The sequence below is a fragment of the Lacinutrix algicola genome (assembly GCF_001418085.1).
Classification (GTDB): Bacteria; Bacteroidota; Bacteroidia; order Flavobacteriales; family Flavobacteriaceae; genus Lacinutrix; species Lacinutrix algicola.
Genome location: NZ_LIQH01000021.1, coordinates 202161 through 228127, shown reverse-complemented (window position 1 = coordinate 228127; position 25967 = coordinate 202161). Strand labels below are relative to the sequence as shown.

The 25967-nt window shown below is 31.1% G+C and carries 25 protein-coding genes; 16 read left to right on the top strand and 9 right to left on the bottom strand.

Going from position 1 to position 25967, the window contains the following annotated elements:
- Window positions 1–21: 21 nt before the first annotated feature.
- The 6 genes from ASC41_RS02540 to xrtF form a co-directional block, all read right to left on the bottom strand.
- Window positions 22–384: a heavy-metal-associated domain-containing protein gene (locus ASC41_RS02540; protein WP_055435062.1), complete on the bottom strand. Its 363-nt coding sequence runs from the start codon at window positions 382–384 to the stop codon at window positions 22–24.
- A 57-nt stretch (window positions 385–441) separates the two neighbouring features.
- Window positions 442–2670, bottom strand: a complete 2229-nt coding sequence (locus ASC41_RS02535; protein WP_055435061.1) for a TonB-dependent receptor — start codon at window positions 2668–2670, stop codon at window positions 442–444.
- Window positions 2670–3395, bottom strand: coding sequence for a heavy-metal-associated domain-containing protein (locus ASC41_RS02530; protein WP_055435060.1), 726 nt, complete (start codon window positions 3393–3395; stop codon window positions 2670–2672). The genes ASC41_RS02535 and ASC41_RS02530 overlap by 1 nt, the downstream gene beginning before the upstream one ends.
- Window positions 3396–3465: 70 nt before the next feature.
- A complete protein-coding gene (locus tag ASC41_RS02525) occupies window positions 3466–3870 on the bottom strand; it encodes an HYC_CC_PP family protein (RefSeq protein WP_241489619.1) in 405 nt (134 codons plus the stop codon).
- Between the two features lie 46 nt (window positions 3871–3916).
- Window positions 3917–4345, bottom strand: a complete 429-nt coding sequence (locus ASC41_RS02520; RefSeq protein ID WP_055435080.1) for an exosortase F system-associated membrane protein — start codon at window positions 4343–4345, stop codon at window positions 3917–3919.
- Window positions 4338–4889, bottom strand: coding sequence for an exosortase family protein XrtF (xrtF, locus tag ASC41_RS02515; RefSeq protein ID WP_055435059.1), 552 nt, complete (start codon window positions 4887–4889; stop codon window positions 4338–4340). Before xrtF ends, ASC41_RS02520 begins: the two co-directional genes overlap by 8 nt.
- A 79-nt stretch (window positions 4890–4968) precedes the next feature.
- Here xrtF and ASC41_RS02510 point away from each other — a divergent pair, with 79 nt between their 5' ends.
- The 13 genes from ASC41_RS02510 to dnaG all read left to right on the top strand — a co-directional run bounded on the left by ASC41_RS02510 (window position 4969) and on the right by dnaG (window position 20908).
- Window positions 4969–5424 (top strand): GAF domain-containing protein, encoded by a 456-nt coding sequence (locus ASC41_RS02510; RefSeq protein WP_055435058.1) that lies wholly within the window; start codon window positions 4969–4971, stop codon window positions 5422–5424.
- Window positions 5425–5523: 99 nt separating this feature from the next.
- Window positions 5524–7056, top strand: coding sequence for a bifunctional phosphoribosylaminoimidazolecarboxamide formyltransferase/IMP cyclohydrolase (purH, locus tag ASC41_RS02505; protein WP_055435057.1), 1533 nt, complete (start codon window positions 5524–5526; stop codon window positions 7054–7056).
- Between the two features lie 418 nt (window positions 7057–7474).
- Window positions 7475–8503 carry a rod shape-determining protein gene (locus tag ASC41_RS02500; RefSeq protein WP_055435056.1) on the top strand — a complete coding sequence of 343 codons (1029 nt, stop codon included), beginning with the start codon at window positions 7475–7477 and terminating at the stop codon, window positions 8501–8503.
- A 15-nt stretch (window positions 8504–8518) separates the two neighbouring features.
- Window positions 8519–9337: a rod shape-determining protein MreC gene (gene mreC / locus ASC41_RS02495; protein ID WP_055435055.1), complete on the top strand. Its 819-nt coding sequence runs from the start codon at window positions 8519–8521 to the stop codon at window positions 9335–9337.
- Window positions 9330–9839 (top strand): hypothetical protein, encoded by a 510-nt coding sequence (locus tag ASC41_RS02490; RefSeq protein ID WP_055435054.1) that lies wholly within the window; start codon window positions 9330–9332, stop codon window positions 9837–9839. Before mreC ends, ASC41_RS02490 begins: the two co-directional genes overlap by 8 nt.
- Entirely contained in the window at window positions 9836–11758 is a 1923-nt protein-coding gene (gene mrdA / locus ASC41_RS02485) for a penicillin-binding protein 2 (RefSeq protein ID WP_055435053.1), read from the top strand. Before ASC41_RS02490 ends, mrdA begins: the two co-directional genes overlap by 4 nt.
- A 7-nt stretch (window positions 11759–11765) precedes the next feature.
- Window positions 11766–13040 (top strand): rod shape-determining protein RodA, encoded by a 1275-nt coding sequence (rodA, locus tag ASC41_RS02480; protein WP_055435052.1) that lies wholly within the window; start codon window positions 11766–11768, stop codon window positions 13038–13040.
- Between the two features lie 43 nt (window positions 13041–13083).
- Window positions 13084–14061 carry a polyprenyl synthetase family protein gene (locus tag ASC41_RS02475; RefSeq protein WP_055435051.1) on the top strand — a complete coding sequence of 326 codons (978 nt, stop codon included), beginning with the start codon at window positions 13084–13086 and terminating at the stop codon, window positions 14059–14061.
- Between the two features lie 137 nt (window positions 14062–14198).
- A complete protein-coding gene (locus tag ASC41_RS02470; protein ID WP_083477119.1) occupies window positions 14199–15983 on the top strand; it encodes a WG repeat-containing protein in 1785 nt (594 codons plus the stop codon).
- 307 nt (window positions 15984–16290) lie between these two features.
- Window positions 16291–16854 (top strand): RNA polymerase sigma factor, encoded by a 564-nt coding sequence (locus ASC41_RS02465; RefSeq protein WP_055435049.1) that lies wholly within the window; start codon window positions 16291–16293, stop codon window positions 16852–16854.
- The gene (locus ASC41_RS02460; protein WP_055435048.1) at window positions 16841–17605 is read left to right on the top strand and encodes a hypothetical protein; all 765 of its coding nucleotides are present in this window, start codon (window positions 16841–16843) and stop codon (window positions 17603–17605) included. Before ASC41_RS02465 ends, ASC41_RS02460 begins: the two co-directional genes overlap by 14 nt.
- 75 nt (window positions 17606–17680) lie before the next feature.
- On the top strand, window positions 17681–18775 hold the full coding sequence (locus ASC41_RS02455; protein WP_055435047.1) for a carbohydrate-binding protein: 1095 nt from the start codon (window positions 17681–17683) through the stop codon (window positions 18773–18775).
- Between the two features lie 171 nt (window positions 18776–18946).
- Complete coding sequence (gene dnaG, locus ASC41_RS02450; protein WP_055435046.1) at window positions 18947–20908, top strand: DNA primase; 1962 nt, start codon at window positions 18947–18949, stop codon at window positions 20906–20908.
- Here the strand turns inward: dnaG and ASC41_RS02445 are convergent.
- Together ASC41_RS02445 and nadE are read right to left on the bottom strand one after the other, a co-directional pair.
- Complete coding sequence (locus ASC41_RS02445) at window positions 20903–21529, bottom strand: response regulator (RefSeq protein ID WP_055435045.1); 627 nt, start codon at window positions 21527–21529, stop codon at window positions 20903–20905. The genes dnaG and ASC41_RS02445 overlap by 6 nt on opposite strands.
- A 109-nt stretch (window positions 21530–21638) precedes the next feature.
- Entirely contained in the window at window positions 21639–22427 is a 789-nt protein-coding gene (nadE, locus tag ASC41_RS02440; protein ID WP_055435079.1) for an NAD(+) synthase, read from the bottom strand.
- Between the two features lie 84 nt (window positions 22428–22511).
- Here nadE and gldB point away from each other — a divergent pair, with 84 nt between their 5' ends.
- The 3 genes from gldB (at window position 22512) to ASC41_RS02425 (ending at window position 24867) form a co-directional block, all read left to right on the top strand.
- A complete protein-coding gene (gldB, locus tag ASC41_RS02435; RefSeq protein ID WP_476737416.1) occupies window positions 22512–23474 on the top strand; it encodes a gliding motility lipoprotein GldB in 963 nt (320 codons plus the stop codon).
- On the top strand, window positions 23474–23809 hold the full coding sequence (gldC, locus tag ASC41_RS02430) for a gliding motility protein GldC (RefSeq protein ID WP_055435044.1): 336 nt from the start codon (window positions 23474–23476) through the stop codon (window positions 23807–23809). Before gldB ends, gldC begins: the two co-directional genes overlap by 1 nt.
- A 128-nt stretch (window positions 23810–23937) precedes the next feature.
- Window positions 23938–24867, top strand: coding sequence for a T9SS type A sorting domain-containing protein (locus ASC41_RS02425; protein WP_055435043.1), 930 nt, complete (start codon window positions 23938–23940; stop codon window positions 24865–24867).
- A gap of 55 nt (window positions 24868–24922) precedes the next feature.
- Here ASC41_RS02425 and rlmN read toward each other — a convergent pair whose 3' ends face one another.
- Window positions 24923–25963 carry a dual-specificity RNA methyltransferase RlmN gene (gene rlmN, locus ASC41_RS02420; protein WP_055435042.1) on the bottom strand — a complete coding sequence of 347 codons (1041 nt, stop codon included), beginning with the start codon at window positions 25961–25963 and terminating at the stop codon, window positions 24923–24925.
- Window positions 25964–25967 lie beyond the last annotated feature (4 nt).

Below are 25967 nucleotides of genomic sequence, written 5' to 3'. Positions count from 1 at the left end.
TTTTTTTTATATTTTACTCACTTAATCATTATGTTCCTCTATAACATCTTCATCGCGATATTTACAACAAGGATGTACCGAATTATAAGCTAAATCTGTAGCTTTTATTTCTTTTGAATCATGCCCAACATCTGCAATACTCTGTGTTATTGTTTTAATATCTGTTTTGCGCTCATCAAAAATTAACTTAAGCTCGTGTGTTTCTACATTCCAAATAGCAGACTTAACGCCTTTAGTATTTAAACTCGCCTTTTCAATTCTTTTTTTACACATTAAACAAACGCCATCTACTTCTATAGAGGTTCTTGCATTTTTATTTTGAGCAAATGTTAAAGATGCCATTAGTAATGCTAAAACGAATACTGTACTTTTTAATATTTTCATTGATTTCATATTATTATAATTTAAAATTATGAGGCTCGAACCTCAACTCTAATTGTTTTACTTAATTTTATATCTCAGTCCTGCAAAATAGTTAGCTCCAAATATTGGGCCATATACAAAAGTAGTATCAAAACTTGAACCAAATGGATTATCTGCAGAAACTATTGGATTATCTTGTCTTACATTAGTTATATTTTCTCCTCCTAAATATATTTCAAATTTTGGAGAAAACACTCTTGTAATCTGAGCATTAACTGTTGCTAATGATGGTGAATACTCTGACAACTGATACGCTTCGGGATTATTTTCTGTTGAAGAAAAACGCTGTTTCCCTAACCAATTGTATGTCGCATCAAATTTCCAATTCGAATTATTTCTTACTACAGTTTCGTATGATGCATTAGCAAAAAAACGATGCTTAGCTGTTAACGCTTTTTCTAATTCACCAGAATCATATTGCGTTTTTACATCGTAATTCTTATATGCTATTCTCGTATTAAATTGATTAAAAGGCGAATAATTTAATTCTATTTGAAAGCTATTAGCATAACTATCTCCTTTTAAATTATAGAAATTCACTTCTTGAGCATTTTCATAATCTACAACCACTTGGTTTTTAAAATCTGTTCTATAAAAATCTGCCGTTACTTCTGCTTTTCTTCCAAAAACTCTAAAACCTTGTAAAAACGATACGCCATAATTCCATGCTATTTCAGGATCCAATCCGTAAATACTTCCTGTTGTATCTAAAATATTTATGTTTCTAGACGTTGCAAATATCTTTTGATTTTCGGCAAATATATTAGCACTACGCTTTCCTCTACCTACAGAGGCTCTAAACACACCTTTTTCCCATGTTGTATAACGTAAATGCAAACGCGGTGTAATAAATGTGCCTAATAAATTATGTCTATCTATTCTTAATCCAGCAGTAACATTTAACTTATCTAAATTAAAATAGTTATACTCTAAAAAGGCACCCACCGAATTTTCTGTACGTTTAAAATTAGAGGTATTTACTAACTCATCATAATGATCGTAAGTATAGCTTAACCCTGTTTTTATTTTATGCCTAGAATCACCAATAATACTGCTATACATTACATTTGCGTATAAACTATTATGCTTAATATCGTAGACATTTAAACCGTAATACGACTCCTGTTTATGCCCACTGTAAGCAGTTTGCACTCCAATACTTTGCCAAGGTAATTCCGGATTTACATAACCCAGTTTTGTTGAAAGTTCATAACGCTCTGTATCTATTTCACTTCCCCAATTATTGGCTGTTAATTTATCGGTATCAGGATCAAAATCTAGTTCTCCAGATTGTTTTTCATCATTTAAATACTTCAAATTAATAAAACTAACCAATCCTTTTTCTGGGTTTGTATATTGCCAACGGTTCATCACATTAACTTGATTATACATCGGCATATCTAAAAAGCCATCATTATTAACATCATGTTTTTTATTATGCGAATTACCATGTAAATAAATTCCAGTATCCCATTTATCGCTCACTTTTGTATTAAAATGTGTATTAAGCTCAAAACGCTCACTATTTGCACCATAAAGATTAAGAAAAAAGGTGTTATCTGTAGTAGGTTTAACCAACTCCGTGTTAATTTGGCCAGCAATACTCTCATAACCATTAACCACACTACCTGCTCCTTTTGTAATTTGAATACTTTCTACCCAAGTTCCCGGAATAAAACTAAGTCCAAAAGCTTGAGATGCACCACGAACAGATGGAATATTCTCTGTCGCTATTAAAATATACGGACTCGTTAAACCCAACATCTTAATTTGCTTAGTTCCTGTTACAGCATCTGCAAAATTCACATCTATAGAAGGATTGGTTTCAAAACTTTCAGCTAGATTGCAACAGGCCGCTTTTAACAACTCATCACTACTAACTGTAATAATATTTTGAGATGATAAATAAGAACTTGAAGTCGCTTTGTTTCTAGAGGTAATATTAATTTCTTCAAGTTCACTCGCTGGTTTTAAGCTATGTTTTATTGGTTTTACACTGCTAATAGTAAGCGTATCAGTTTTATAACCAACAAAACTAACTACTAACTTAGTGTACTCTTTTTTATAAGGTAAAGAGAATTCACCATTAAAATTAGTAACGTTTCCAACCTTTGTTCCTAACCAAAACACATTGGCTCCTGGTAATGGAGATTGATTACTACTCTTTTCTAAAATAACTCCTGACAATTGTTCTTGAGACAATGCAAACACGGGTAATAACAGTAGTATATAAATTATCCTTCTCATTATATATAAGTTTTTAATAGCATAATTATAGCCATAACAATCATGATTGTGTTTTCAATAAACGTGGCCTTCGTCATTGGTAATTTTAAAGCAGTACCCAAACAAGCACATTGTATTGCCTTTTTATCTAATAGTGTTTTTGTTACTCCAATTGTTGTAATTCCTAAAATAATAATGGTTATTATTAAAGCAACAGGAATTTGAATACGCATTAAAAACAGTACTCCTAATGCTAATTCTAAAAACGGATAAATTTTAGCGTAGGTAGGAATTGCTTTCGCTAAAGGATCGTACATTTTAAAAGACTCTGGAAACCCTTTTAAATCTAGTATTTTAAAGAAGCTAAAAACAACATAGAATAAACCCATAAAATCGAGCATAAAACTATTCCAGTTCCATTGTTTATAATGCAATAGTACCGATGCAACAGTTATATAACCAAAGATTATAAATAATGGTTTTAATTGCTGAAGGTCGCTTTTTACTTCATCATCATGTGAAGTTGAAAAGACGTTTTCTATTTGTTTTTCTGAAATTGAAAATTTTTCTGGTAAAGTATCCTTTAATGCTTCTATTGAAACATGTTGAGACATCTCAACGGTAGCTTCACTTTTTTCAAGATTTACTGAAGCGTTTATTACGCTTGGCAAAGCATTCAAATGTTTTTCAACCGAAGCTTTACAGCCATTACAGGTCATACCTGTAACTGTATATGTATGTATCATTGTGTGATTTTAATAAATTATTTCATGATTTAGTATTTCCGCAAAAGCGAAAAAAAAAAAAAATAAAATATCAAATTAAAAAAGTCTCATCCAGTACTTGGATATCGAGAATAAGGTTGGGTGGCCTATATTCCTCATGTAAAACAACTTGTTTTGGCAAGGTTACAAATAAAGAAACATAACTGTAAGTAAAAGATGTAAGAAATAGTTGGTGTTGTATATCTAGATCGTCAAAAGTATTTAACTTTAGTTTATCTTGACCTTTAACAACCTCAACTTCATGTTTACAACAATCTTTCATTGTAAACTCTTGGTCTATGGTATTGCCTCCACAAACTTTAACTTTTGTAAAAACTGCTGTATCTATTAAATAATCTCCACAATAATGAGACTCAACAGTAAATGATAGTGTTGAAAACAACACCACAAATGCCATTAAAAAAGACAATCCTTTATTTAATAAACTAATTTTCACATTGCAAAGTTAATGAAATCTCTTTTAAAAAACCTTAAATTTATGCTTAAGCACTTTTTCTTTGGTAGTAAAATGCTGGAAGCAATAACAATAGTAGTAATGGTTGTATTAAAAATCTTCGAATATTAAAAAACATATAATAATCTTCTTGCTTTGGATTGAAAACAAAGTATAGAAACAAAACTAAAAGAATAATATAAGAGAGTGTGTAAACAATTACCGAAAACTTAACAATACTCTTATCTTTAAAAAAGACATATAAAATTGCTAATGAAATTACCGTATTAATTAAATAACGTAATGTTGTAAATAACGTTAGCTTAAAAATTTCTCTTCTTGGAGAATCTAAATACAAATAATCATTTTGAAAAAATCGCAAGTAGGGATCATAAAACAATTTACTCTCGAAAGCGCGCACCAAAACCAAAAGCCCGAAAAGGAAAAACAGCCAAATATACTTTTTATACTTACCCATTTTTTTTACCAATATTAGAGAATTTATTTACCCAAAGCATCCATAACAAAAATACTATCCCATAAATAATTGCAGGAAAAACAACAGTATGTAAAATATTACTCCGCCATGGATAATGATATAAACCAATAGATAGAATTACAATTCTGATAAGATTTACAGCATAAATAAGTACGCTACCAGTTAATAAAAACAAAACAGTTGTTTTTAATTTACCTGAAAAAGCAATTATAAAAGATATAAATAAGATAATTACACTAATAGCATTGCAGCCCTCTATTATTTTAGCAATATACTTACCATTAACTAATAATTTCATAGAAGGTTCGTCTGGATGTCTTACAACCTCGGTATTATAACCTACTGTGTTTAATAATGCTTCACTTTGGTAAGCGACCAAATTAGTTACATAATCTGGATAATATTGAGAACCAACCGAAGCATTTAAATAGAGTTTATAAACTATCGATAAGCCTATATACACTGCTAAAAATGTAAGGATAAATTTTATTACAGACTTATATTTTATAAAGAGTGATTTCAAATTTATTTATGAAAAGATTTAGATTTTGAAAGGTTGAAATTACGTCTTTTTAAATACTTTTACCAAAATTTTTATTTTTATGATTTTCGATACATTAAAACCACAAGTTGAAGCAATACTTTCTAACAACAAAAACACCACAGATGAACGTTTATTGAAAGTTTGCGAATTATTAGATGCTAACATTAGTTACTACAATTGGGTAGGTTTTTATTTTAAAAATGGAGATAAAAACGAATTAAAAATTGGTCCTTACGTTGGAGAACCTACAGACCATACTATTATTCCTTTTGGAAAAGGTATATGTGGACAAGTTGCAGTTAGTAATGAAAATTTTGTTGTACCAGATGTTGCTGCTCAAGATAATTACATTGCTTGTAGCATATCGGTAAAAGCAGAAATAGTAGTTCCTATTTTTGTAAACGGAGAAAATATTGGACAAATAGATATTGATTCCGGTACACCAGATCCTTTTACAGAAAAAGACGAAAGATTTTTAGAATTTGTTTGCGCTAAAGTCTCAGAAATACTATAGTTGTTAATAACTAGTCGTTTTAGTTAAAAAGCTTTGTCTTTTTAGCTAAAACTCATTTCGTTTTTACGTAAATTTGCACGCTTATTAACACAACTACTAATGAGCAATAACAAAACAATTAAATCTGCATTAATTTCTGTATTTAGCAAAGACGGCTTAGAGCCAATTGTTAGAGAACTAGATAAACAAGGCGTTACCATATATTCTACTGGTGGCACAGAAAAATTTATTAATGATTTAGGCATAAAAGTCGTTCCTGTAGAGGACGTGACTTCATATCCTTCAATTCTTGGGGGTCGTGTAAAAACATTACACCCAAAAGTATTTGGTGGTATCTTAAACCGTCAGAATCATGAAGGTGATGTTGCCGAAATGAAAGAATTTGATATTCCACAAATAGACGTAGTAATCGTCGATTTATATCCTTTCGAAAAAACAGTAGCTTCTGGAGCTCCAAACCAAGATATTATTGAGAAAATTGATATTGGAGGTATTTCTTTAATTCGTGCAGCAGCAAAAAATTATGCTGATGTTATTTGTGTATCGTCTGTAGATGATTATGCTGAGTTTTTAGAATTAATTACAGACAAAAAAGGAGATTTAACTGAAGAAGACAGAAGAGCATTTGCTGCAAAAGCATTTAACGTTTCTTCTCACTACGATTCTGCAATCTTTAATTACTTTAATGCAGACCATAAAATAGCTGCTTTAAAAATTTCTGAAACTAACGGAAAAGTTTTACGTTATGGAGAAAACCCTCACCAACGTGGTTTTTTCTTCGGAAACTTTGACGAAATGTTCACCAAACTTCATGGTAAAGAATTAAGTTACAACAACCTTTTAGATGTTGATGCGGCAGTAAGTTTAATGGACGAGTTTAAAAACGATGCGCCAACTTTTGCTATTTTAAAACATAATAACGCTTGTGGTTTAGCACAACGCGACACCTTACACCAAGCCTATACAGATGCTTTAGCTGGTGATCCTGTTTCTGCTTTTGGTGGTGTATTAATTTCTAATACTGAAATTGATGCTGCAACTGCCGAAGAAATTCATAAGTTATTTTGCGAGGTTGTAATTGCTCCAAGTTTTTCTACTGAAGCTGAAGCTATTTTAAAAGGAAAGAAAAACAGAGTACTTTTAGTCTTAAAAGATGCTGCTTTTGCTCAAACAACAGTAAGAACATGCTTGAATGGTGTTTTAGTTCAAGATAGAAATAATATAACAGATAAATTAGAAGATCTTAAAACAGCAACAACAAAAGCACCAACATCTGCTGAGCTAGATGATTTAATTTTTGCATCTAAAATTTGTAAGCACACAAAATCTAATACTATTGTTTTAGTAAAAGGAAGACAATTATGTGCAAGTGGAACTGGACAAACTAGTCGTGTAGATGCTTTAAACCAAGCAATACACAAAGCTCAATCTTTTAAATTCGATTTAGAAGGATGTGTTATGGCAAGTGATGCATTCTTTCCGTTTCCAGATTGTGTAGAGATTGCTAAAAACGCAGGTGTTTCTGCAGTTATACAACCAGGTGGTTCTATAAAAGACCAATTAAGTATCGATTATTGTAATGATAATGAAGTTGCAATGGTATTTACTGGGACACGTCATTTTAAGCACTAAAACATCTCTTAAACTAAGGGAAATATATAAAGATTCTTCGCTCCGCTCTGAATGACAAAATAATTCTATTTGTTATTTATAAAGAAGCTTGCCAAAGAATCTAAAATAATTAAAAGCTTCAGTTTAAACTGAAGCTTTTTCTTTTAGTACAACTTAAAAAAACCCATCGTAAAAGAAACACTCAATTAATTAATCTCACCTTTAAAATTTCATCATTTAGCAATTCCGCGAAAGCGAAAAACAAAAAAATAAACGTCTAAAATTATTGTTCGTGCGTATATCTATTTTCGATTGTATTATAAATCGTTCAGTTATAAAAATTTATATTACAACTATCAACAATTAACGCTGTTTTTTTGGTTAGTTTTATTACTTTTACAGCAATTCAATAATAACTTCATAAATTACTACTTAACGCATGGGATTTTTTGACTTCCTAACAGAAGAAATCGCAATAGATTTAGGAACTGCAAATACACTAATTATACACAACGATAAGGTTGTTGTAGATGCACCTTCCATTGTGGCGAGAGATCGCATTTCTGGAAAAATAATAGCAGTTGGTCAAGAAGCCAATTTAATGCAAGGAAAAACGCACGAAAACATTAAAACAATTAGGCCATTAAAAGATGGTGTAATTGCAGATTTTGATGCTTCGGAGCAAATGATAAGCATGTTTATTAAAAACATTCCTGCGCTTAAAAAGAAGTTGTTTACACCGTCTTTACGTATGGTAGTTTGTATTCCTTCTGGAATTACAGAGGTAGAAATGCGTGCCGTAAAAGAATCTTGTGAACGTGTAAATGGTAAAGAAGTGTACTTAATACACGAACCAATGGCAGCGGCTATTGGTATTGGAGTTGACATTATGCAACCTAAAGGTAACATGATTGTTGATATTGGAGGTGGTACAACCGAAATTGCTGTTATTGCATTAGGTGGTATTGTTTGCGACAAGTCTGTTAAAATTGCAGGTGATGTTTTTACAAACGATATTATTTATTACATGCGCACACAACATAACCTTTATGTTGGTGAACGTACTGCCGAAAAAATTAAAATACAAATTGGGGCTGCTACCGAAGATTTAGATTTACCACCAGAAGATATGAGCGTTCAAGGACGTGATTTATTAACTGGAAAACCTAAGCAAGTACAAATTTCTTATAGAGAAATTGCTAAAGCTTTAGATAAATCTATTCTTAGAATTGAGGATGCTGTAATGGAAACATTATCGCAAACGCCTCCAGAATTGGCTGCAGACATTTATAATACGGGAATTTATTTAGCCGGTGGTGGTTCTATGCTTCGTGGTTTAGACAAACGTTTATCTCAAAAAACAGATTTACCAGTTTATATTGCTGAAGATCCTTTACGTGCTGTTGTACGTGGAACTGGAATTACGTTAAAAAACCTACCGAAATACAAAAGTGTATTGATAAAATAAAATCTAGTTTAATACATGCAACAAATAGTAAACTTTATACTTAGAAACAAATCGTTTCTTCTGTTTGCGCTATTGCTATTTATTTCGGTGATGTTAACCATACAATCTCATAGTTATCATAGAAGTAGGTTTATAAATTCGGCTAATTTTTTAAGCGGCGGTGTTTTTAACACTTCTAATAATATAAGTGACTATTTTGGTTTAAGAGAACAAAATAAATTACTTCAAGAAGAAAACAATAAATTAAAGTCTATTCTTTTTAATACTGAAAAAAATAAGGATTCTACTTTTGTAGATAGTTTAAGCTTTGCTAATCATTATAAATTTACAGCTGCACAAGTAATAAGAAATAGCTATGCTGCTACGAATAATATTCTACTTTTAAACAAAGGGAATAACGATAGTATTAAACAAGATTTTGGAGTTATTTCAAGCAAAGGTATTATTGGAATTATTGAAAAAACGAATGCTAAATACGCAACAGTACTATCTATATTAAATACCACAAGTAGTATAAGTGCTAAACTTAAAAAGACCAATCATTTTGGGTCTATAAAATGGAATGGAAAATCACCAAACCACATACAACTTAGTGAAATACCTAAAATTGCACCTGTAGCTACTGGAGATACCATTACTACTTCTGGGCGTTCTACAATTTTTCCTAAAGGAATTCCTATTGGTACCATTTCTAATTTTAAATTAGATACGGCTGAAAATTATTATGAAATTGAAGTTACTCTTTTTAATGACATGACAAATATTGAGCACGTTTACATTATTGAAAATACAGATTCGAAACATATAGAAAACTTATTAGATACTAATGACTAATATCTTATCTATACATACCGCCCGTTTTATAATATTGCTTTTATTACAAGTACTATTATTGAGTCATGTAAATTTTATGGGTTACATAAATCCGTATCCATATATTTTATTCATTTTACTATTTCCTATTAAAAACAACAGAATGCTCTTTATACTATTAAGCTTTCTATTAGGCTTATGCGTAGATATGTTTTTAGATTCTGGAGGTATACATGCTGCAGCAGCTGTAACAATAGCTTTTATTCGCCCAGTAGCTTTAAAGTTTACTTTTGGAGCGGTTTACGACCATCAATCAGTGAAGTTTAATAATGTCGATTTTGGGCAACGCATTACTTACATTTCAATATTAACAATTGTTCATCATTTTATTTTATTTTCATTAGAAATATTTAACTTTTCAAAAATACTTTTAGTCTTAAAAAACACGTTATTCTCTAGTATATTCACTATTTTATTGTGCTTGTTAATTTCAATAATTTTTAGTGGCACAAATAAAAAATGAGACAATTTCTACTCTTCCTTTCTGTTATTCTTGTTGGTATAATTTTTACTGTCAGACTATTCTATTTACAAGTTTATAATTCTGATGCTGATAGTATTCTAAATGACAATGCTATTAGAAAGGTTTACGATTACCCAAAAAGAGGTTTTGTTTACGACAGAAACGGAAAGCTTTTAGTAGCCAACCAGCCCTCTTACGATGTTATGGTTATACCAAGAGAAGTAGAACCATTAGATACTTTAGAGTTTTGTCGATTATTAAAGATCGATAAAGAACGTTTTGATAAGCAGTTAAAAAAAGCCAAACATTATTCTTGGCGACTACCTTCTCCTTTTGTTTCACATTTATCTAAAGAAGATTACGCTATACTTCAAGAAAAAATGAGAAAATTTACTGGATTTCATATTCAGAAACGTTCTTTACGTCAATACGAAACAACCATTGGAGCTAATGTATTAGGTGATATTGGAGAAGTAAATAATAAAGATATAAAAAATGACCCATACTATAAAATGGGTGATTTAATGGGAAAGCAGGGTGTCGAGAAATCTTACGACTCTATTCTTCGAGGAAGAAAAGGTATAAAATTTATTCAAAAAGACAGATTTAATAGAAATATTGGACCTTACAAAGAAGGAAAACTTGATACCATACCAGAACAAGGTAAGGATATAAAAATTACAATAGATTCTGAACTACAAGCCTATGGCGAATGGCTAATGCAGAACAAACGCGGTGGTATAATAGCTATAGAACCAAGCACTGGTGAAATTTTAGCTATGATTGCAGCACCAACTTACAATCCAAATGATTTAGTAGGTAGAAAGCGCTCTAAAAATTACACAAAACTATATAACGATTCTATTGCAAAACCACTTTTTAATAGAAGTTTGCAAGGTGTATATAGTCCTGGATCTCCATTTAAATTAATGAATGCATTAATTGCTTTACAAGAAAATGTAGTAACTACCAACGAGAAAATAGCTTGTAAAAACGGTTATAATTATGGTAATCGCCATATGGGTTGCCATTGTGGAAGTGGATTAAGAGATATGTCTTTAGGTATTCAAAAATCATGTAATGCATATTTCGCTACTGTTTATAGAAGAATTTTAGACAAACCAAAAAATGCAAGAGAAGGTATACAGTTATGGAGTAACCATGCAAAAAGTTTTGGCTTAGGAAACTTTTTAAATAATGATTTAGCCGTTGGACAAAAAGGAAGAATTCCTGACAAAGCCTATTATAAAAGAGCCTATCCAGAACGTTTCTACTCTACGTATACAATTTCTAATGCTATTGGTCAAGGAGAAGTATTAACTACTCCAATACAATTAGCAAACATGATTGCAGCTATAGCAAATAGAGGCTTCTATTACACACCACACATTGTAAAAGCAATAGAAGGAGAAACGCTTCCAGAAAATTTCACCAAGCCAAAATACACAACAATAGATAAAAAACATTTTGAACCTGTTATTGACGGTATGTTACAAGTTTACAAAAAAGGAACAGCAAACAGCCTTCAAATAGAAGGTCTTGATATTTGCGGAAAAACGGGTACTGTCGAAAATTTCATGAAAATTGATAGTGTAAAAACACAATTAACAGACCACTCTATTTTTGTTGCTTTTGCTCCAAAAGATAATCCTAAAATAGCTTTAGCAGTATTTGTAGAAAACGGTTATTTTGGAAGCCGCTTTGCTGGTAAAATTGCTAGTTTAATGATAGAAAAATATGTTAATAAAACCATTACTAGAAAAGATTTAGAGAAATGGCTACTAACTCATAGTTTAGAAAACGAATATGCAAAACCATATTCGGGTGAGCCTTTTCAAATTAATCGCGGATCGCAATATCAAGTGATTCCAATGGAAGACGTTATCGATTTACCTAAAGAAACAAATATTAAACTATAAAAGGTAAATGAGACAAACCGATAGACATTTTAAATTCGATTGGATTACCATTATGCTTTTCTTTATGTTAGCAGGTTTTGGGTGGCTAAACATATTATCTGCTTCACACACAGGTGAAATTATAGACTACTTAAGTTTTACAGAGTTTTATGGTAAGCAGTTAATCTTTATAATTCTTTCGGTTGTATTAATCATTCTTATTCTATCTATAGACGCCAAGTTTTACGAGCGGTTCTCGAGTGTAATATACTTTGCCTCCCTACTCTCCTTGGTTGGCTTATTTGTATTCGGAAAGAGCATCAATGGAGCAACTTCTTGGTACGACTTAGGAGGTATGACATTGCAACCAAGTGAATTTGCAAAAGCAGCAACAGCATTAGCTGTCGCAAAATATGTAAGTGATTTGCAAACAGACATAAGGCAATTTAAGCATCAAATTCGCATTTTCATTATTATTGTAATACCTGCATTTCTAATTTTACTTCAAAAAGATGCTGGTAGTACTCTAGTATATGGTGCCTTTTTCTTTGTATTATATCGCGAAGGTCTTCCTAAAATATATTTAATTATAGGATCACTATTAATCGGTTTGGCCATTTGCGCACTAAAATTTGGAGTTATAATCACGATGTTTATTAGTGCTATTATTGTATTTGGTTATTATTTTTCTAAAAAGAAAAAATCTTCTTTTTTACAACCAATTATAACTTTGGTTATTGCATTAATTATTTCGTTTCTAGTACGTTTTACTTACGATACACTTTTACCTTTCCATCAAAAAGATAGGATCACTATTTGGTTAAGTCTTGAAAAAGATGCTGCAAAACTAGAGCAGATGAAAAAGAAAGCGGCATACAATCTTTTAGAAAGTGAAAAAGCTATTAGTGCTGGAGGCTGGAAAGGGAAAGGCTTTATGGAAGGCACACGAACTACAGGTAAATTTGTACCAGAACAACATACAGATTATATTTTTACAACCGTAGGTGAAGAATGGGGATTTATAGGCAGCTTTGCCGTAGTACTCGTTTTTGTACTCCTTATTTTACGAATATTACATTTAGCCGAACTCCAGAAATCGCAATTTAGTCGTGTGTACGGTTATTCGGTTGGAGCAATACTATTTATTCACTTTTTAATAAATATAGGCATGGTTATGGGCTTAATACCAACTATTGGTATTCCATTACCTCTATTTAGTTATGGTGGCTCTGGCCTTTGGGGATTTACTATTCTAGTATTCATTTTTGTAAAACTAGATTCTAATCGAATTAATGAGTGGTAGATTATAAGTATATTAGCAGCTTTAAATAACCTATTTTTTAAAATTGAAAATAACTGAACAAATAAAACAACCTATTGCCTACGAAATGGACCTTTTTGAAAAAAAGTTCCGTTTAGCTATGGCATCTAAAGTTGCTTTATTAAACCGAATTACACACTACATAGTAAACCGTAAAGGCAAGCAAATGCGACCAATGTTCGTGTTTCTAGTTGCCAAAATGGTATCTAATGGCGATGTTAAAGACCGTACTTATCGCGGTGCTTCAGTTATAGAATTAATTCACACAGCTACTTTATTACATGACGATGTTGTAGACGATAGTAATAAACGTCGTGGTTTCTTTAGTATTAATGCACTTTGGAAAAATAAAATAGCAGTACTTATTGGTGATTTTCTATTATCTAAAGGTCTACTACTTTCTATAGATAATGAGGATTTCGATTTACTAAAAATTATCTCTGTTGCAGTAAGAGAAATGAGTGAAGGCGAATTACTTCAAATTGAAAAAGCCAGACGATTAGATATTACCGAAGACATTTATTACGAAATCATAAGGCAAAAAACAGCGACGCTTATAGCTGCTTGTTGTAGTCTTGGTGCAGCCTCTGTAAAACCTGGATCACCAGAAGTTGAAACCATGCGCAAGTTTGGAGAACTTATAGGTATGGCTTTTCAGATTAAAGACGATTTATTCGATTACGGATCTACAAGCATAGGCAAACCCGTAGGAATAGATATCAAAGAACAAAAAATGACTTTACCACTTATTCACGTGCTTAACACCGTGAGTAAAAAGGAGAAAAAGTGGGTAATTAATTCTATTAAAAACCATAACAAAGACAAGAAACGTGTAAACGAGGTAATTGCTTTTGTTAAAAATAATGGTGGCTTAGAATATGCTGTTACAAAAATGAAAGCCTTTCAAGCTGAAGCCTTACAAATACTACAACAATTCCCAGAATCTGATTATAAATCTTCTTTAGAATTGATGGTGAATTACGTGATTGAGAGAAAGAAGTAAAAGGTCTTTTACACTGTAATAAACTATCTTTATAGAATAACGACAACTATAACGTTTACTTATCCTGTTTTATTTACGAAATATCGACAATAAAAACACCTATATATAGAGAGAGAGTTAACAAAGCAAGACAAACATTGAGAACATTATTAAACTTACTACTTATCCTTTTGTTTGTGATTTCTTGCAAACCTAAAAACACGGAACTGAATTCAGCCGAACCTCAAACCTTTAAACGAATCAATGGCAATAAAACTTGGGGATTTCTAAACCAAAATGGAGACACAATTATACCTCTTAACAAATATAAATTTCTCAATCCAATTGACGAGGAAGGTATGATTCTAGCGCATAAAAATGGAAAAGATGGCTACATTGATATAAATGAGAACATCTTAATTCCTTTTGTATTTAACGATATTGGAGTTTTTGGAGAAGGTCTTGCACCTGTTCGTAAAACTAAAAACGGTAAAGAAGGATATATTAATAGAAAAGGTAAAATAGTTATTGAGTACCAATTTGATAATGCCTCATACTTTTATAAAAATGGAATTGCTGAAATTCAAGTCAATAATAAGATTGGATACATAAACAAAAAAGGAGACAGAATAATACCTGCAATTTACGATTACGGAATACATACAAAAACTGATGATTTTGTAGCCGTAAGTAAAAATAAAAAATTGGCTTTTTTTTCTAATAAAGGAGAACAAAAAACTAAGTTCGAATTTGATAAAGTGTTTAAACATTCCGAGAATAAGGGATATGTTGTTGGTGCAAACGGTTTAATTTTAGTTGAAAAGTCTGGACAATTTGCTTATCTAGACTCTAACTTTAGTATTGTTGTTCCTTATGGTAGGTACGATAATGCATTCCCTTTTAATGTAAACCATTTAGCAATTGTACAAGCGAATAAAAAATATGGAATTATTGATAGTTTAGGAACTTTAATAATTCCTTTAAAATATGACCTAATCGAACATCCAGCGATATACTCAAATAAATTTGCAGAATTTTTAACCAATGATTCGGGAAAGTATGGATTACTTGATTCCAATGGAGATACTCTTCTCGAAAACAAATACGAAGAAATTATCTGGGATAGACTCAAACGAGGTGAAAACCAACAAAACTATTTTATCTATAAAGAGAAAGGAAAATTTGGAGCTATAAGTACTAAAGGAGAAATAATTATACCTTTTGAATATGAACAATTATCAAATTTTAGATATCAAGATTTTACGATAGCAAAAAAGAATGGCAAATTTGGCGTTATTAACTCATTTGCCAAAACTATTATTCCTTTCGAATATAACTCAATAACTTGTAATGAAAGAAAACAATGGTGCAACCTTTTAATACTTGAAAAAGATGGTAATGTAGCTTTATCAGACTTAAAAGGACAATTAAAAATCCCTGCTATTTACCAAGAAATATTACCTTGCTTTTACGATGAAACCAATAGGTTTATTGTAAAAAAAAGCAACCTTTTTGGGATAATAGATATTGATGAAAATATAATTATTCCAATAGAATATGATGAAATATCTAATTGGGTGGAATATGGTCCAGATGAACATTTTGTAACAAAGAACAAAAAGAAAGGATTAATTAGCAGAGAGGGAGAAATAGTAATTCCACCTATTTATGATAAGATTTTAGTAAATAACTCTAAACTAATTAAAGTTAAAAAAAACAATTTATTTGGAACAATCAATTGGAAAAACGAAATAGTTAATCCAATTGAATACGAACAAATTTTATGGGAATGGCCTTATCTTACAAATAAAGAATTGGATACTATTTATTTAAAAAAGAATGGTAAATATTTTTCAGCTGACACTAAAGGAAAAGTTTTAGAGCAAAAGGTTAGCACGAAATTGATTAATGAAAAATTTAGTTATATATTAAATCACCGATAAAGCCCAGTTACTAACATCGCAATAAAAATCTACAAAATACAACTATTAATAAACATTAAATTTAATTTATATTCACAAAAAAAAAGTCAGCAACTAAAATTAGTTACTGATCTTTTTTTTATTTATTATCAATAGAAAACCTTTTAATCTAAAATTATAAAAACATGGTAATATCTAAGCTCCAACCCTACTTTTTAAATTAATTGTAAATTACATTCTTTTAACAAAATATTTTTTTTCAATCCTCAGGCAACCTTTTCTATAAAGTTTGCGTCTTTATAAATAGAACCACTAAACTAACTGTTTTTTGAAAGTTATTCAACTCTATAAAAATGAACCGAAGCTCATAAAAAGAGCTCAAAAAAACAATCGTGAAGCACAGCACGTATTGTATGAATTACATGCACCAAAAATGTTAAGCGTTTGCAGATATTACATTAAGGATTTACAACATGCAGAAGAAGCGATGTTAAATGGATTCTTTAAAGTATTTACAAATATAAAAAGTTTTAAAAACGAAGGTAGTTTTGAAGGTTGGATAAGACGTATTATGGTAAGAGAGTCTATTTCTTTTTTAAGACAGAAAAAAAACATAGAATTTGCTGTTGAAAATGTAGACATTAAACACGACCATACTAACAATATTAATAGCGAAATTGAGGTAGAACATATCCAAAAACTAATAGATAAACTACCCGAAGGCTATAAAGTGGTTTTTGTTATGTATGCAATAGAAGGCTATAAACACAGTGAGATTGCAACCTTATTAAATATAAATGAAGGCACCTCTAAATCACAATTATTTAAAGCACGAAAAATGCTTCAGCAAGAGATTAATAAATTAAATACATCGAGTTATGGCACCAATTAAATATGAAGAAGACATAAAAAGCAGGCTCGATAAAAGAACTATTAAGCCTTCTGTTAAATCTTGGGATACTTTATCGCAACGTTTAGATAACGAAGAAAAAAAGAACAATAAAAAAGGCTTTTGGTGGCTTGGTATTGCTGCTAGTGTAATTGGTGTGTTATTGGTTTCTAATTTCTTTTTAAATATTAAAACAACAAACAATATAAACACTACTGTAGTTGAAGAGATCACTACAATAGATACTTTAAAAACTGAAATTGAAAACAAAAAAAATAATTATAAAACTGAAGAAGTTATTGTTGACACAGAAGAAAGTTTAAAAGTAAAAAACAGTACAAAGTCAGCTAGAAAAAATATTAAAACTAACAATTATTTAGCTAAAAACAAAAGCTCTAAAAAAGTAATTACCAACAAAAAAGAAGCTTCTAATATTCAAATTGTAAAGTCTTTAGTTTTAGAAGAAAGCACTATTACAACCAATCAACCTTTAGTTTCTATTGAAAACACTAAACAAGAAGTAAAAACTAAAAAACTTAATATAATAGATAACGAAATAAATAACTTACTCGCTCAAGCAACAGAAGATATTGCTAGAGAAAAATCTAAAATCGTTAAAATACCAATAGACTATAACGGTTTACTTATAGCCGTAGAAGATAATATAGACGAAAGCTTTAGAGATAAGATTCTAAAAGCAGTAAAAAAAGGTTACGAGACAGTTAAGGAATCTGTTGCCGAACATAACGATTAACATAAAGAAATCATCAATTTAAAATCAATATCAACAACTGCTGATAGTCCTATCAGCGTCAAAAAACGAACAATTATGCAAACAATTACAAAGTACATTATCGCTCTATTATTAAGTTTATATATTTCAAATGTTACAGCACAAGAAACTAATGAAACATTAGCTAAATCTAAAAAAGAGGAGCAAATAATACTTTTAAAAGACAAAATAAGAGCACATGAAAAAGACGCTTTAAAAGTTGAAGTAGAGAACATTAATGATCGTGTTATAAAAAAGGAAATTACTTACGAGAAAGGAGAAGATTTAAAACAAGAAGCTGCAAAAAAACGAGCACTAAATATTGAAAACAGAATTGCACTTTTTGAAAACAAATTAGCCTTCCATGAGAGAAATAATCTACCAACACCTTTTGATGAAGACGGAAACTTGAAGAGAAAAGAATTTGACCTCACCTTTAAAAATTTAAATGACGTAAGCAACTTTACCGGTTTTACCGTCATAGACTCAGTAAAGACTCAAGTAAAATATGATCTTCGTACAACAAACGAATTGATGTTTGCTGGAGGTTATAATAATGCTATTGTAGATGGAGGGAGTTTAAAAAGTTCTCCTTACAAAATAAACCAATCTGGTTTTATGGAAATAGGTTGGAACTGGAAAACAAGATTAGGATTATCTGGAAACTCACCAAGAATTAAATATGGTCTTGCATTGCAAGTAAACCGATATCAACTTGAGGATAACAAAATTTTTGTTCAAAACGGAAATACAACAACACTAGAAACCTTTAGCGAAGACTTAAAACTGTCTGAACTAAGAATTACAAATTTAGTTGTACCTGTATATTTCGAATTTGGAAAAATGCGTAAAATTGAAAAACCAGATCGTGTACGTTACATTAATGATGGGAAATTTAAATTTGGGCTTGGTGGTTATGCTGGTTTAAGAACAGGTACTATGCTAAAACTAAAATACAAACAAGAAGGTGATAATGTAAAAGAAAAAATAAAACGCAATTACAATACTAATCCTTTTATTTATGGTGTTGGTGCTTATGTTGGCGTTGGAGATTACAGTCTATATATGAAATATGATTTATCTGAAACATTTAAAAATGATGCTCTAAAACAAAACAACATCTCACTTGGTGTGAGAATGGATTTCGATTAGTTTTTAACTGAATTAGTTAATTTAAAAAGCCGCTTCATATAACTTTGAAGCGGCTTTTGTTTATAAACTTATTTCATAAAATAAGTTTATAAAGCATAGATATTTTCAAAAACCTCTCGAAATATATTACATTTACAGCGTAATTCCGCGCAAGCGATAAACCCTCCACAATTGATATCAAAATCCTCCATAGACCAAGTATACGAAACTGCTCGATTAGAAGAGGTTATTGGCGATTTTGTTAATTTAAAAAAAGCGGGAAGTAATTTTAAAGGTCTAAGTCCGTTTAGTGAGGAGCGTTCACCAAGTTTTATGGTATCGCCTGTTAAGCAGATTTGGAAAGATTTCTCTACTGGAAAAGGAGGAAATGTAGTTGCTTTTTTAATGGAGCACGAACATTTTACGTATCCTGAAGCTATAAAATACTTAGCTAAAAAATACAATATTGAAATTGAAGAAACCGAGCAGTCTAACGAGCAAAAAGAAGCACAAGACAAACGAGAAAGTCTTTACTTAGTTAGTGAATATGCAAATACTTATTTTAAGCATATTTTGCATAATACCGATAAAGGTAAAGCTATTGGTTTGAGCTATTTTAAAGAGCGTGGCTTTACAGATGAAACCATTAAAAAATTCGAATTAGGCTATTGTACTGATGCCTGGAGTGCTTTTACAGATGAAGCTTTAAGGAAAGGTTACAAGATGGAATTTCTTGCAGGAACCGGACTAACTATAGACAAAGGAGATAAGCAGTTCGATAGGTTTAAAGGACGAGTAATGTTCCCAATACAAAGTATGAGTGGCCGCGTTTTAGGCTACGGAGGACGTATTTTAACCAACGATAAAAAAGCTGCTAAATACTTAAACTCACCAGAGAGCGATATTTACCATAAAAGTAAAGTGTTATATGGTATTTACCATGCAAAACAAGCCATTGCAAAAGAGGACAATTGTTATTTGGTAGAAGGTTATACAGATGTAATACAATTTCATCAAACTGGAGTAACTAACGTCGTTTCTTCTTCGGGAACTGCTTTAACAAGCGACCAAATTAGGTTAATAAACAGACTTACAAAAAACATAACTGTTCTTTTTGATGGTGATGCTGCTGGACTGCGTGCCTCTTTAAAAGGTATCGATCTTATTCTAGAACAAGGCATGAATGTTAGAGTTTGCTCATTCCCTGAAGGCGAAGATCCGGATAGTTTCGCCAAAACAAATACATTAGAAGAATTAAAGCATTATCTAGATGAAAATGCTAAAGACTTTATACAGTTTAAAGCTAATATTTTATTTGAAGATTCTAAAAACGATCCTATAAAAAAGGCAGATACTATTAGAGATATTATTAATAGTATTGCCAAAATTCCAGATCGTATTAAGCGTGAAGTGTACATTCAGGAATGTTCAAGAATTATGGATATTAGTGAAGGTGTTCTTTTTAGCACATTAGACCAGCTTACTCAAAAAGAAGCAAACAAAAGCAATAAATCTAGCCAAGAAAGACCACCAGAAGCTTTTGAGGTTATTAGGCATGAACAACCACCAGAAAAGGTAGACGTACAATATATTTTAGAACGAAAAATTATAGAGATTCTTTTACTTTACGGTAATAAAACTGAAGATTTTGAAGATTTGGTTTTAAAAGAAAATGAAAGCGGAGCTCTTGTTTTAGAACCTGTAACACATGAAGCTAAAGTTTTTGAGAAAGTGTTTTTAGACTTGCAAGACGATGAAATGGAATTCTCGAATCCACAGTTTAAAGATATTTACTATAAAATTATAGAAACACTTAATCAAAATCCAGATTTCTCTTCTGAGCGTTTAATAAATACTGTAGACGCTAAAATTGGACATGAAATTACAAACATTTTAATGGAAGACGAACGTCATTTTCTATCCGATTGGGAACGAAAAGATATTTTTCCGAAACTTAAAAAAGATTCAGTTGCACAATTTGTAAGCGAAACGATTCTATGCTTGCGTTGCCATTTAATTGATAGAAAAGTTATTGGCTTCCAACAACAAACTCTAGAAAACAGAAACGAGGTTAATAGAAGTGTTTTAGAAGAAGTTAAAGACTATTCTGGATTAAAAATGCTACTGTCTAGAAAATTAAATCGCGTATTATAATTGCATTGTATTAGATTGATTAACAAGATCAACTAAATTATCTACATTTAGTTTTTTCATTAATCGCGCGCGATAAGTACTTACCGTTTTCTCGTTAATTTCAAGTTCTTTAGCAATATCTTTATTACGTTTACCTGAAGCTAACAACTTTAAAACCTCTACTTCTCTTGTAGATAGTTTCTTGTAATAAGCACTCCCTTTTAAGCCTTTAGAGTTTTTATTTAAATGCTGCATTAACGTATCGCTTAAATACATACCGTCTTTATAAACTTTTAAAATAGCCTCTCTTAGTGTAATTATTCCTGCTGTTTTAGGAATAAAACCATCTGCTCCAGCTTTTATAGAACTAACGGCATAAACCTCTTCAGACTGCCCACTAAACATAATAACTTTTGTGTCTGGAAATTCACTTTTAATTCTCCTAATTGCGGTGAGTCCATTAAGTTTAGGCAAATCGATTTCTGTTAACACAACATCAACAGGAGTACTTTTAAGAAATTCGAAGATAGCCTCTCCATTATCTACACTGCCCATAAACTTTATATCGCGCGTCGCGTTAAATACAAGTTCTAGACCTTTGCTTACAATAGGATGCTGATCAACCACAAGAAGTTTGACCATAATATTTTTAAGTTTTTATTTTATTTTAAGTAGTTAAACTCAAAAAAAATTGATAATAGATAAATAAATAGCAGCGTAAAGATAAGTAATATTATAATATTTTTAACTTTTACTTAAATTCATTAGGAATTCCGCAAATTGGAATAGGTATCATCTTGTGTTTGTTAGAGTTATTGTAATTCTTAAAAATTTTAAACACTTCCTTTTCTCTTCCTTCAAAATCATTTTCTGTCATACCATTCTCACTTTTTCGCATTGCCCATTCTAGTTCTGGATATGATGCTCCTATTTGATCTTCATCACTTCTAGTATCGCCAAAAAGGCCATCGCTTGGAGCCGCTTTCATAATTGAGCTTGAAACGCCTAAATACTCTCCAATAGCATAAACTTCACTTTTTAGCAAATCGGCAATCGGACTTAAATCTACTCCTCCATCTCCGTATTTTGTATAAAAACCAACACCAAAGTCTTCCACTTTATTACCAGTTCCTGCAACAAGTAAACCTAGTAGTCCTGCATGATAATACAACGTTGTCATCCTTAAACGTGCACGTGTATTTGCTAAGGCCATATCTACAGTTTCTTGTTTACCGTCAAGAGACACTTCTGTTTTAAACTCCTCGAAAACAGGTGTTAAATCTGTTCTTGTTTCGCTAACATTAGGAAATTGTGCTTTTAACAACTTAATATGTTCTTGTGCTCTCGACACATGGCTAGCAGCTTGATGAATAGGCATTTCTACACATAAAACATCTAAACCTGTTTTTGCACATAACATAGAAGTTACTGCAGAATCTATTCCGCCAGAAATTCCCACAACAAAACCATTAACTCTTGCGTTAAGAGCATAGTCTTTTAACCAATTAACGATATGATTTACTACTTTTTCTGTTTGCATTTTCTTAAGTATTTTAAACAAAGAATAGTACCTTTGCCTAACAAAAATAAAGCAAACACTTTAGGAATAAAAATGAAAAGCCTTTTGAAACCTATTTATTTTCTTCTACTTACCTTTTTAAGCATTCTTTCTTGCGAAAAAGAAGATAAAACTGAAACCGAAATTGCCAAAATAAACATCGATTTTACTATTGAACGTTTTGACAAAGCTTTCGCTGAAGCTAAGCCTGAAAACTTACCTGAATTGAAAGAAACGTTTCCTTTTATGTTTCCTCAAAAATATGATGATTCTTTTTGGGCTAACCAAATGGTAGATACATTACAACTTGAAATACAAAGTGAGGTTCTTAAAAAGTTTAAAGACTTAAAAACGGAAACGTCAGAAATAAAATCTTTATTTCAACATTTAAAATATTATTTTCCTCAGTTTAAAACACCTAGAATAGTTTCTGTGGCCTCAGATGTAGATTATAGGAACAAAGTTATTGTTACAGATACTATTGTAATTTTACCTTTAGCCAACTATTTAGGTAATGAACATTACTTCTACCAAGGCATCCAAGAATATATTATAGAAGATTTAGAACCTGAGTTTATGACAGTAGATTTAGCTGATAACTATGCTAAATACTATACTTTTCAGCAAAGAAGAAAAACCTTTTTAGACGATTTAATCTACGAAGGAAAACTACTGTATTTTAAAGATAAAGTAATTCCGTTTAAAACAGATGCTGAGAAATTAAACTATACAGAAGACGAATATAAATGGACACAAGCTAACGAAGAGTACATTTGGCGTTATTTTGTGGACAAAGAAGTACTTTTTAGTACAGACGCAAAGTTACCAAGCCGTTTTATTAATCCTGCTCCTTTTTCTAAATTCTATCTCGAACAAATAGACACTGAATCTCCTGGAGAAATTGGTAAATATATCGGTTGGCAAATAGTACGTGCTTATATGGATAAGAATACAATATCCTTTAAACAAATGCTTACAAAAAGTACGGAAGAAATTTATGATAACGCAAATTACAAACCAAAAAAATAATGGCAAATTTAAAATCTAAAATAACTTTAAACGTAGAGTTAGACGAAAATAGAGTACCAGAAAAAATTAACTGGACTGCACAAGATGGAGGTATTACAAATGCTGAAGCTAAAGCGATGATGTTATCGGTTTGGGATAGCGAAGCGCAGGAATCTTTACGTATAGATTTATGGACAAAAGATATGCCTGTAGACGAAATGAAAGTTTTCTTTCACCAAACATTAGTTGCTATGAGTAGTACTTTTAATCGTGCAACACAGGACGAAAAAATGACTGCTACAATGAAGGACTTTTGTGACTATTTTGCTGAAAAATTAGATCTTAATAAAAAATAGGCTCATCTCACATTGAACGATTTACTTAAAAAAACCATTAAACCCATAATTATGCTTTTAGTCGATTTAAGTATGTTTTAACTCTTTGAATTTCATAAATTTAGTTTTTAACCCACAAAACTAAATTTATGAAAAAAATTACATTATTACTTACTTGTATCGCTATAAGCGTTAATGCTTTCGCACAACAAACTATATCTTTTGAAGCCTCCGAAGGTTTTACAACAGGAGATATTAACACACAAAATGGTTGGGCAGTTACTGGTTGTGGAGATAGTTGTTACATTGCTAATCAAGAAATCTCTAGCGAGCAAGTTTCCACTGGAACTCTTTCTCTTAAAACAGCTGTTGACCCTGCTTTTGGAGGACAAACTGGAGGACCTATAATGGGCGGTTTTTACGACTTCGCAACTCCGGTACCTTACGCAACTGCTGTGATTTCTTATGATATTTTTATTACACAACAAGACGCTAATAGCTCTGACTTTAGATTTGGAGTTGCCGGACCTGATACTCTTGGTGATTTATTTTTTACTCTTATCGTTGATTTTGACTTTCAAGGAAACATAAAAATTATTGATGCTGCTGGTGCTTTTCAAAATATTAGTACATGGTCTGCTAATACATGGTATAATGTAAGAGCAGAGGTAACTGGTTCAAACGTCGTTTACTTTATAAATGACACACAAGTAGGAGCATCTGTATTATTAAACGATTATGATTTTACAACATTTAGATTTGTACATGATAACTATGGTGGTGATGGCTTTATTGATAATATTAGAATAAATGATGAAATTCCGTTATCTACAAAAGAGTTTGATGCTTCGACAATTACTACTTTTTATAATAAGCAATTAAATTCTTTAATTCTAGAGTCTTCTAATTCTGCTTTCACAACTATTGAAGTTTACGATATCTTAGGTAAAAGAATAGTATCTAAAAAATTAAATTCAAAAGAAGAAACAATTAATTTAGAAACCTTACAACAAGGTGCATACATAACTAAAGTAAGCACTCTAAATGGGACAAAAACTATTAAATTTATTAAGAGCTAATCACTTTTAATAATTTAATTATAATAAAAAAAGCGACCAATTGGTCGCTTTTTTATTATGATTTATTTGCTAATTGCCCACAAGCAGCATCGATATCTTTACCTCTACTTCTTCTAACATTTACAACAATACGATTACGTTCTAATTCTTGAATGTAATTGTTTATTGCGCGACTTGAAGCTTGCTGAAACTCGCCATCATCTATAGGATTGTATTCTATTAAATTAACCTTACAAGGCACATGTTTACAAAACTTAACTAAGGCATCGATATCTTCCATTCTATCGTTAATGCCATCCCAAACTATATATTCGTAAGTAATTTTACGTTCTGTTTTCTCGTACCAATACTCTAAAGCTTCTTTTAAATCTTTAAGCGGAAAGGTTTCATTAAACGGCATAATCTTAGTTCTCACCTCATCTATTGCAGAATGAAGAGATACAGCTAAATTAAATTTAACTTCATCGTCTGCCATTTTTTTAATAATCTTAGGGACACCAGAAGTAGACACTACTATTCGTTTTGGTGACATTCCTAAACCTTCGGGAGATGTAATTTTATCTATAGACTTAATAACATTATTGTAGTTCATAAGTGGCTCTCCCATACCCATAAATACAATATTACTTAGCGGTCTATTAAAGTACAATTTGCTTTCTCTATCTATAGCAACTACCTGATCGTAAATTTCATCAGGATTTAAGTTACGCATACGTTTTAAACGCGAAGTCGCACAGAATTTACAATCTAAACTACAACCAACTTGACTAGAAACACAGGCTGTTGTTCGGGTTTCGGTTGGAATAAGTACAGATTCTACAATTAATCCATCATGTAATTTTACTGCATTTTTTACTGTACCATCGCTACTACGTTGCATAGTATCGACTTCTATATGATTAATTACAAAGTTATCTTCTAGCATTTGACGTGTTTCCTTAGAAACATTCGTCATATCCTCAAAAGCATGTGCTCCTTTACTCCATAACCATTCGTAAACTTGATTGCCACGAAAAGCTTTGTCTCCTTCTTTTACAAAAAAGTCTCTAAGTTGCTCTTTTGTTAATGCTCGTATGTCTTTTTTCTTATCTGCCATTTCA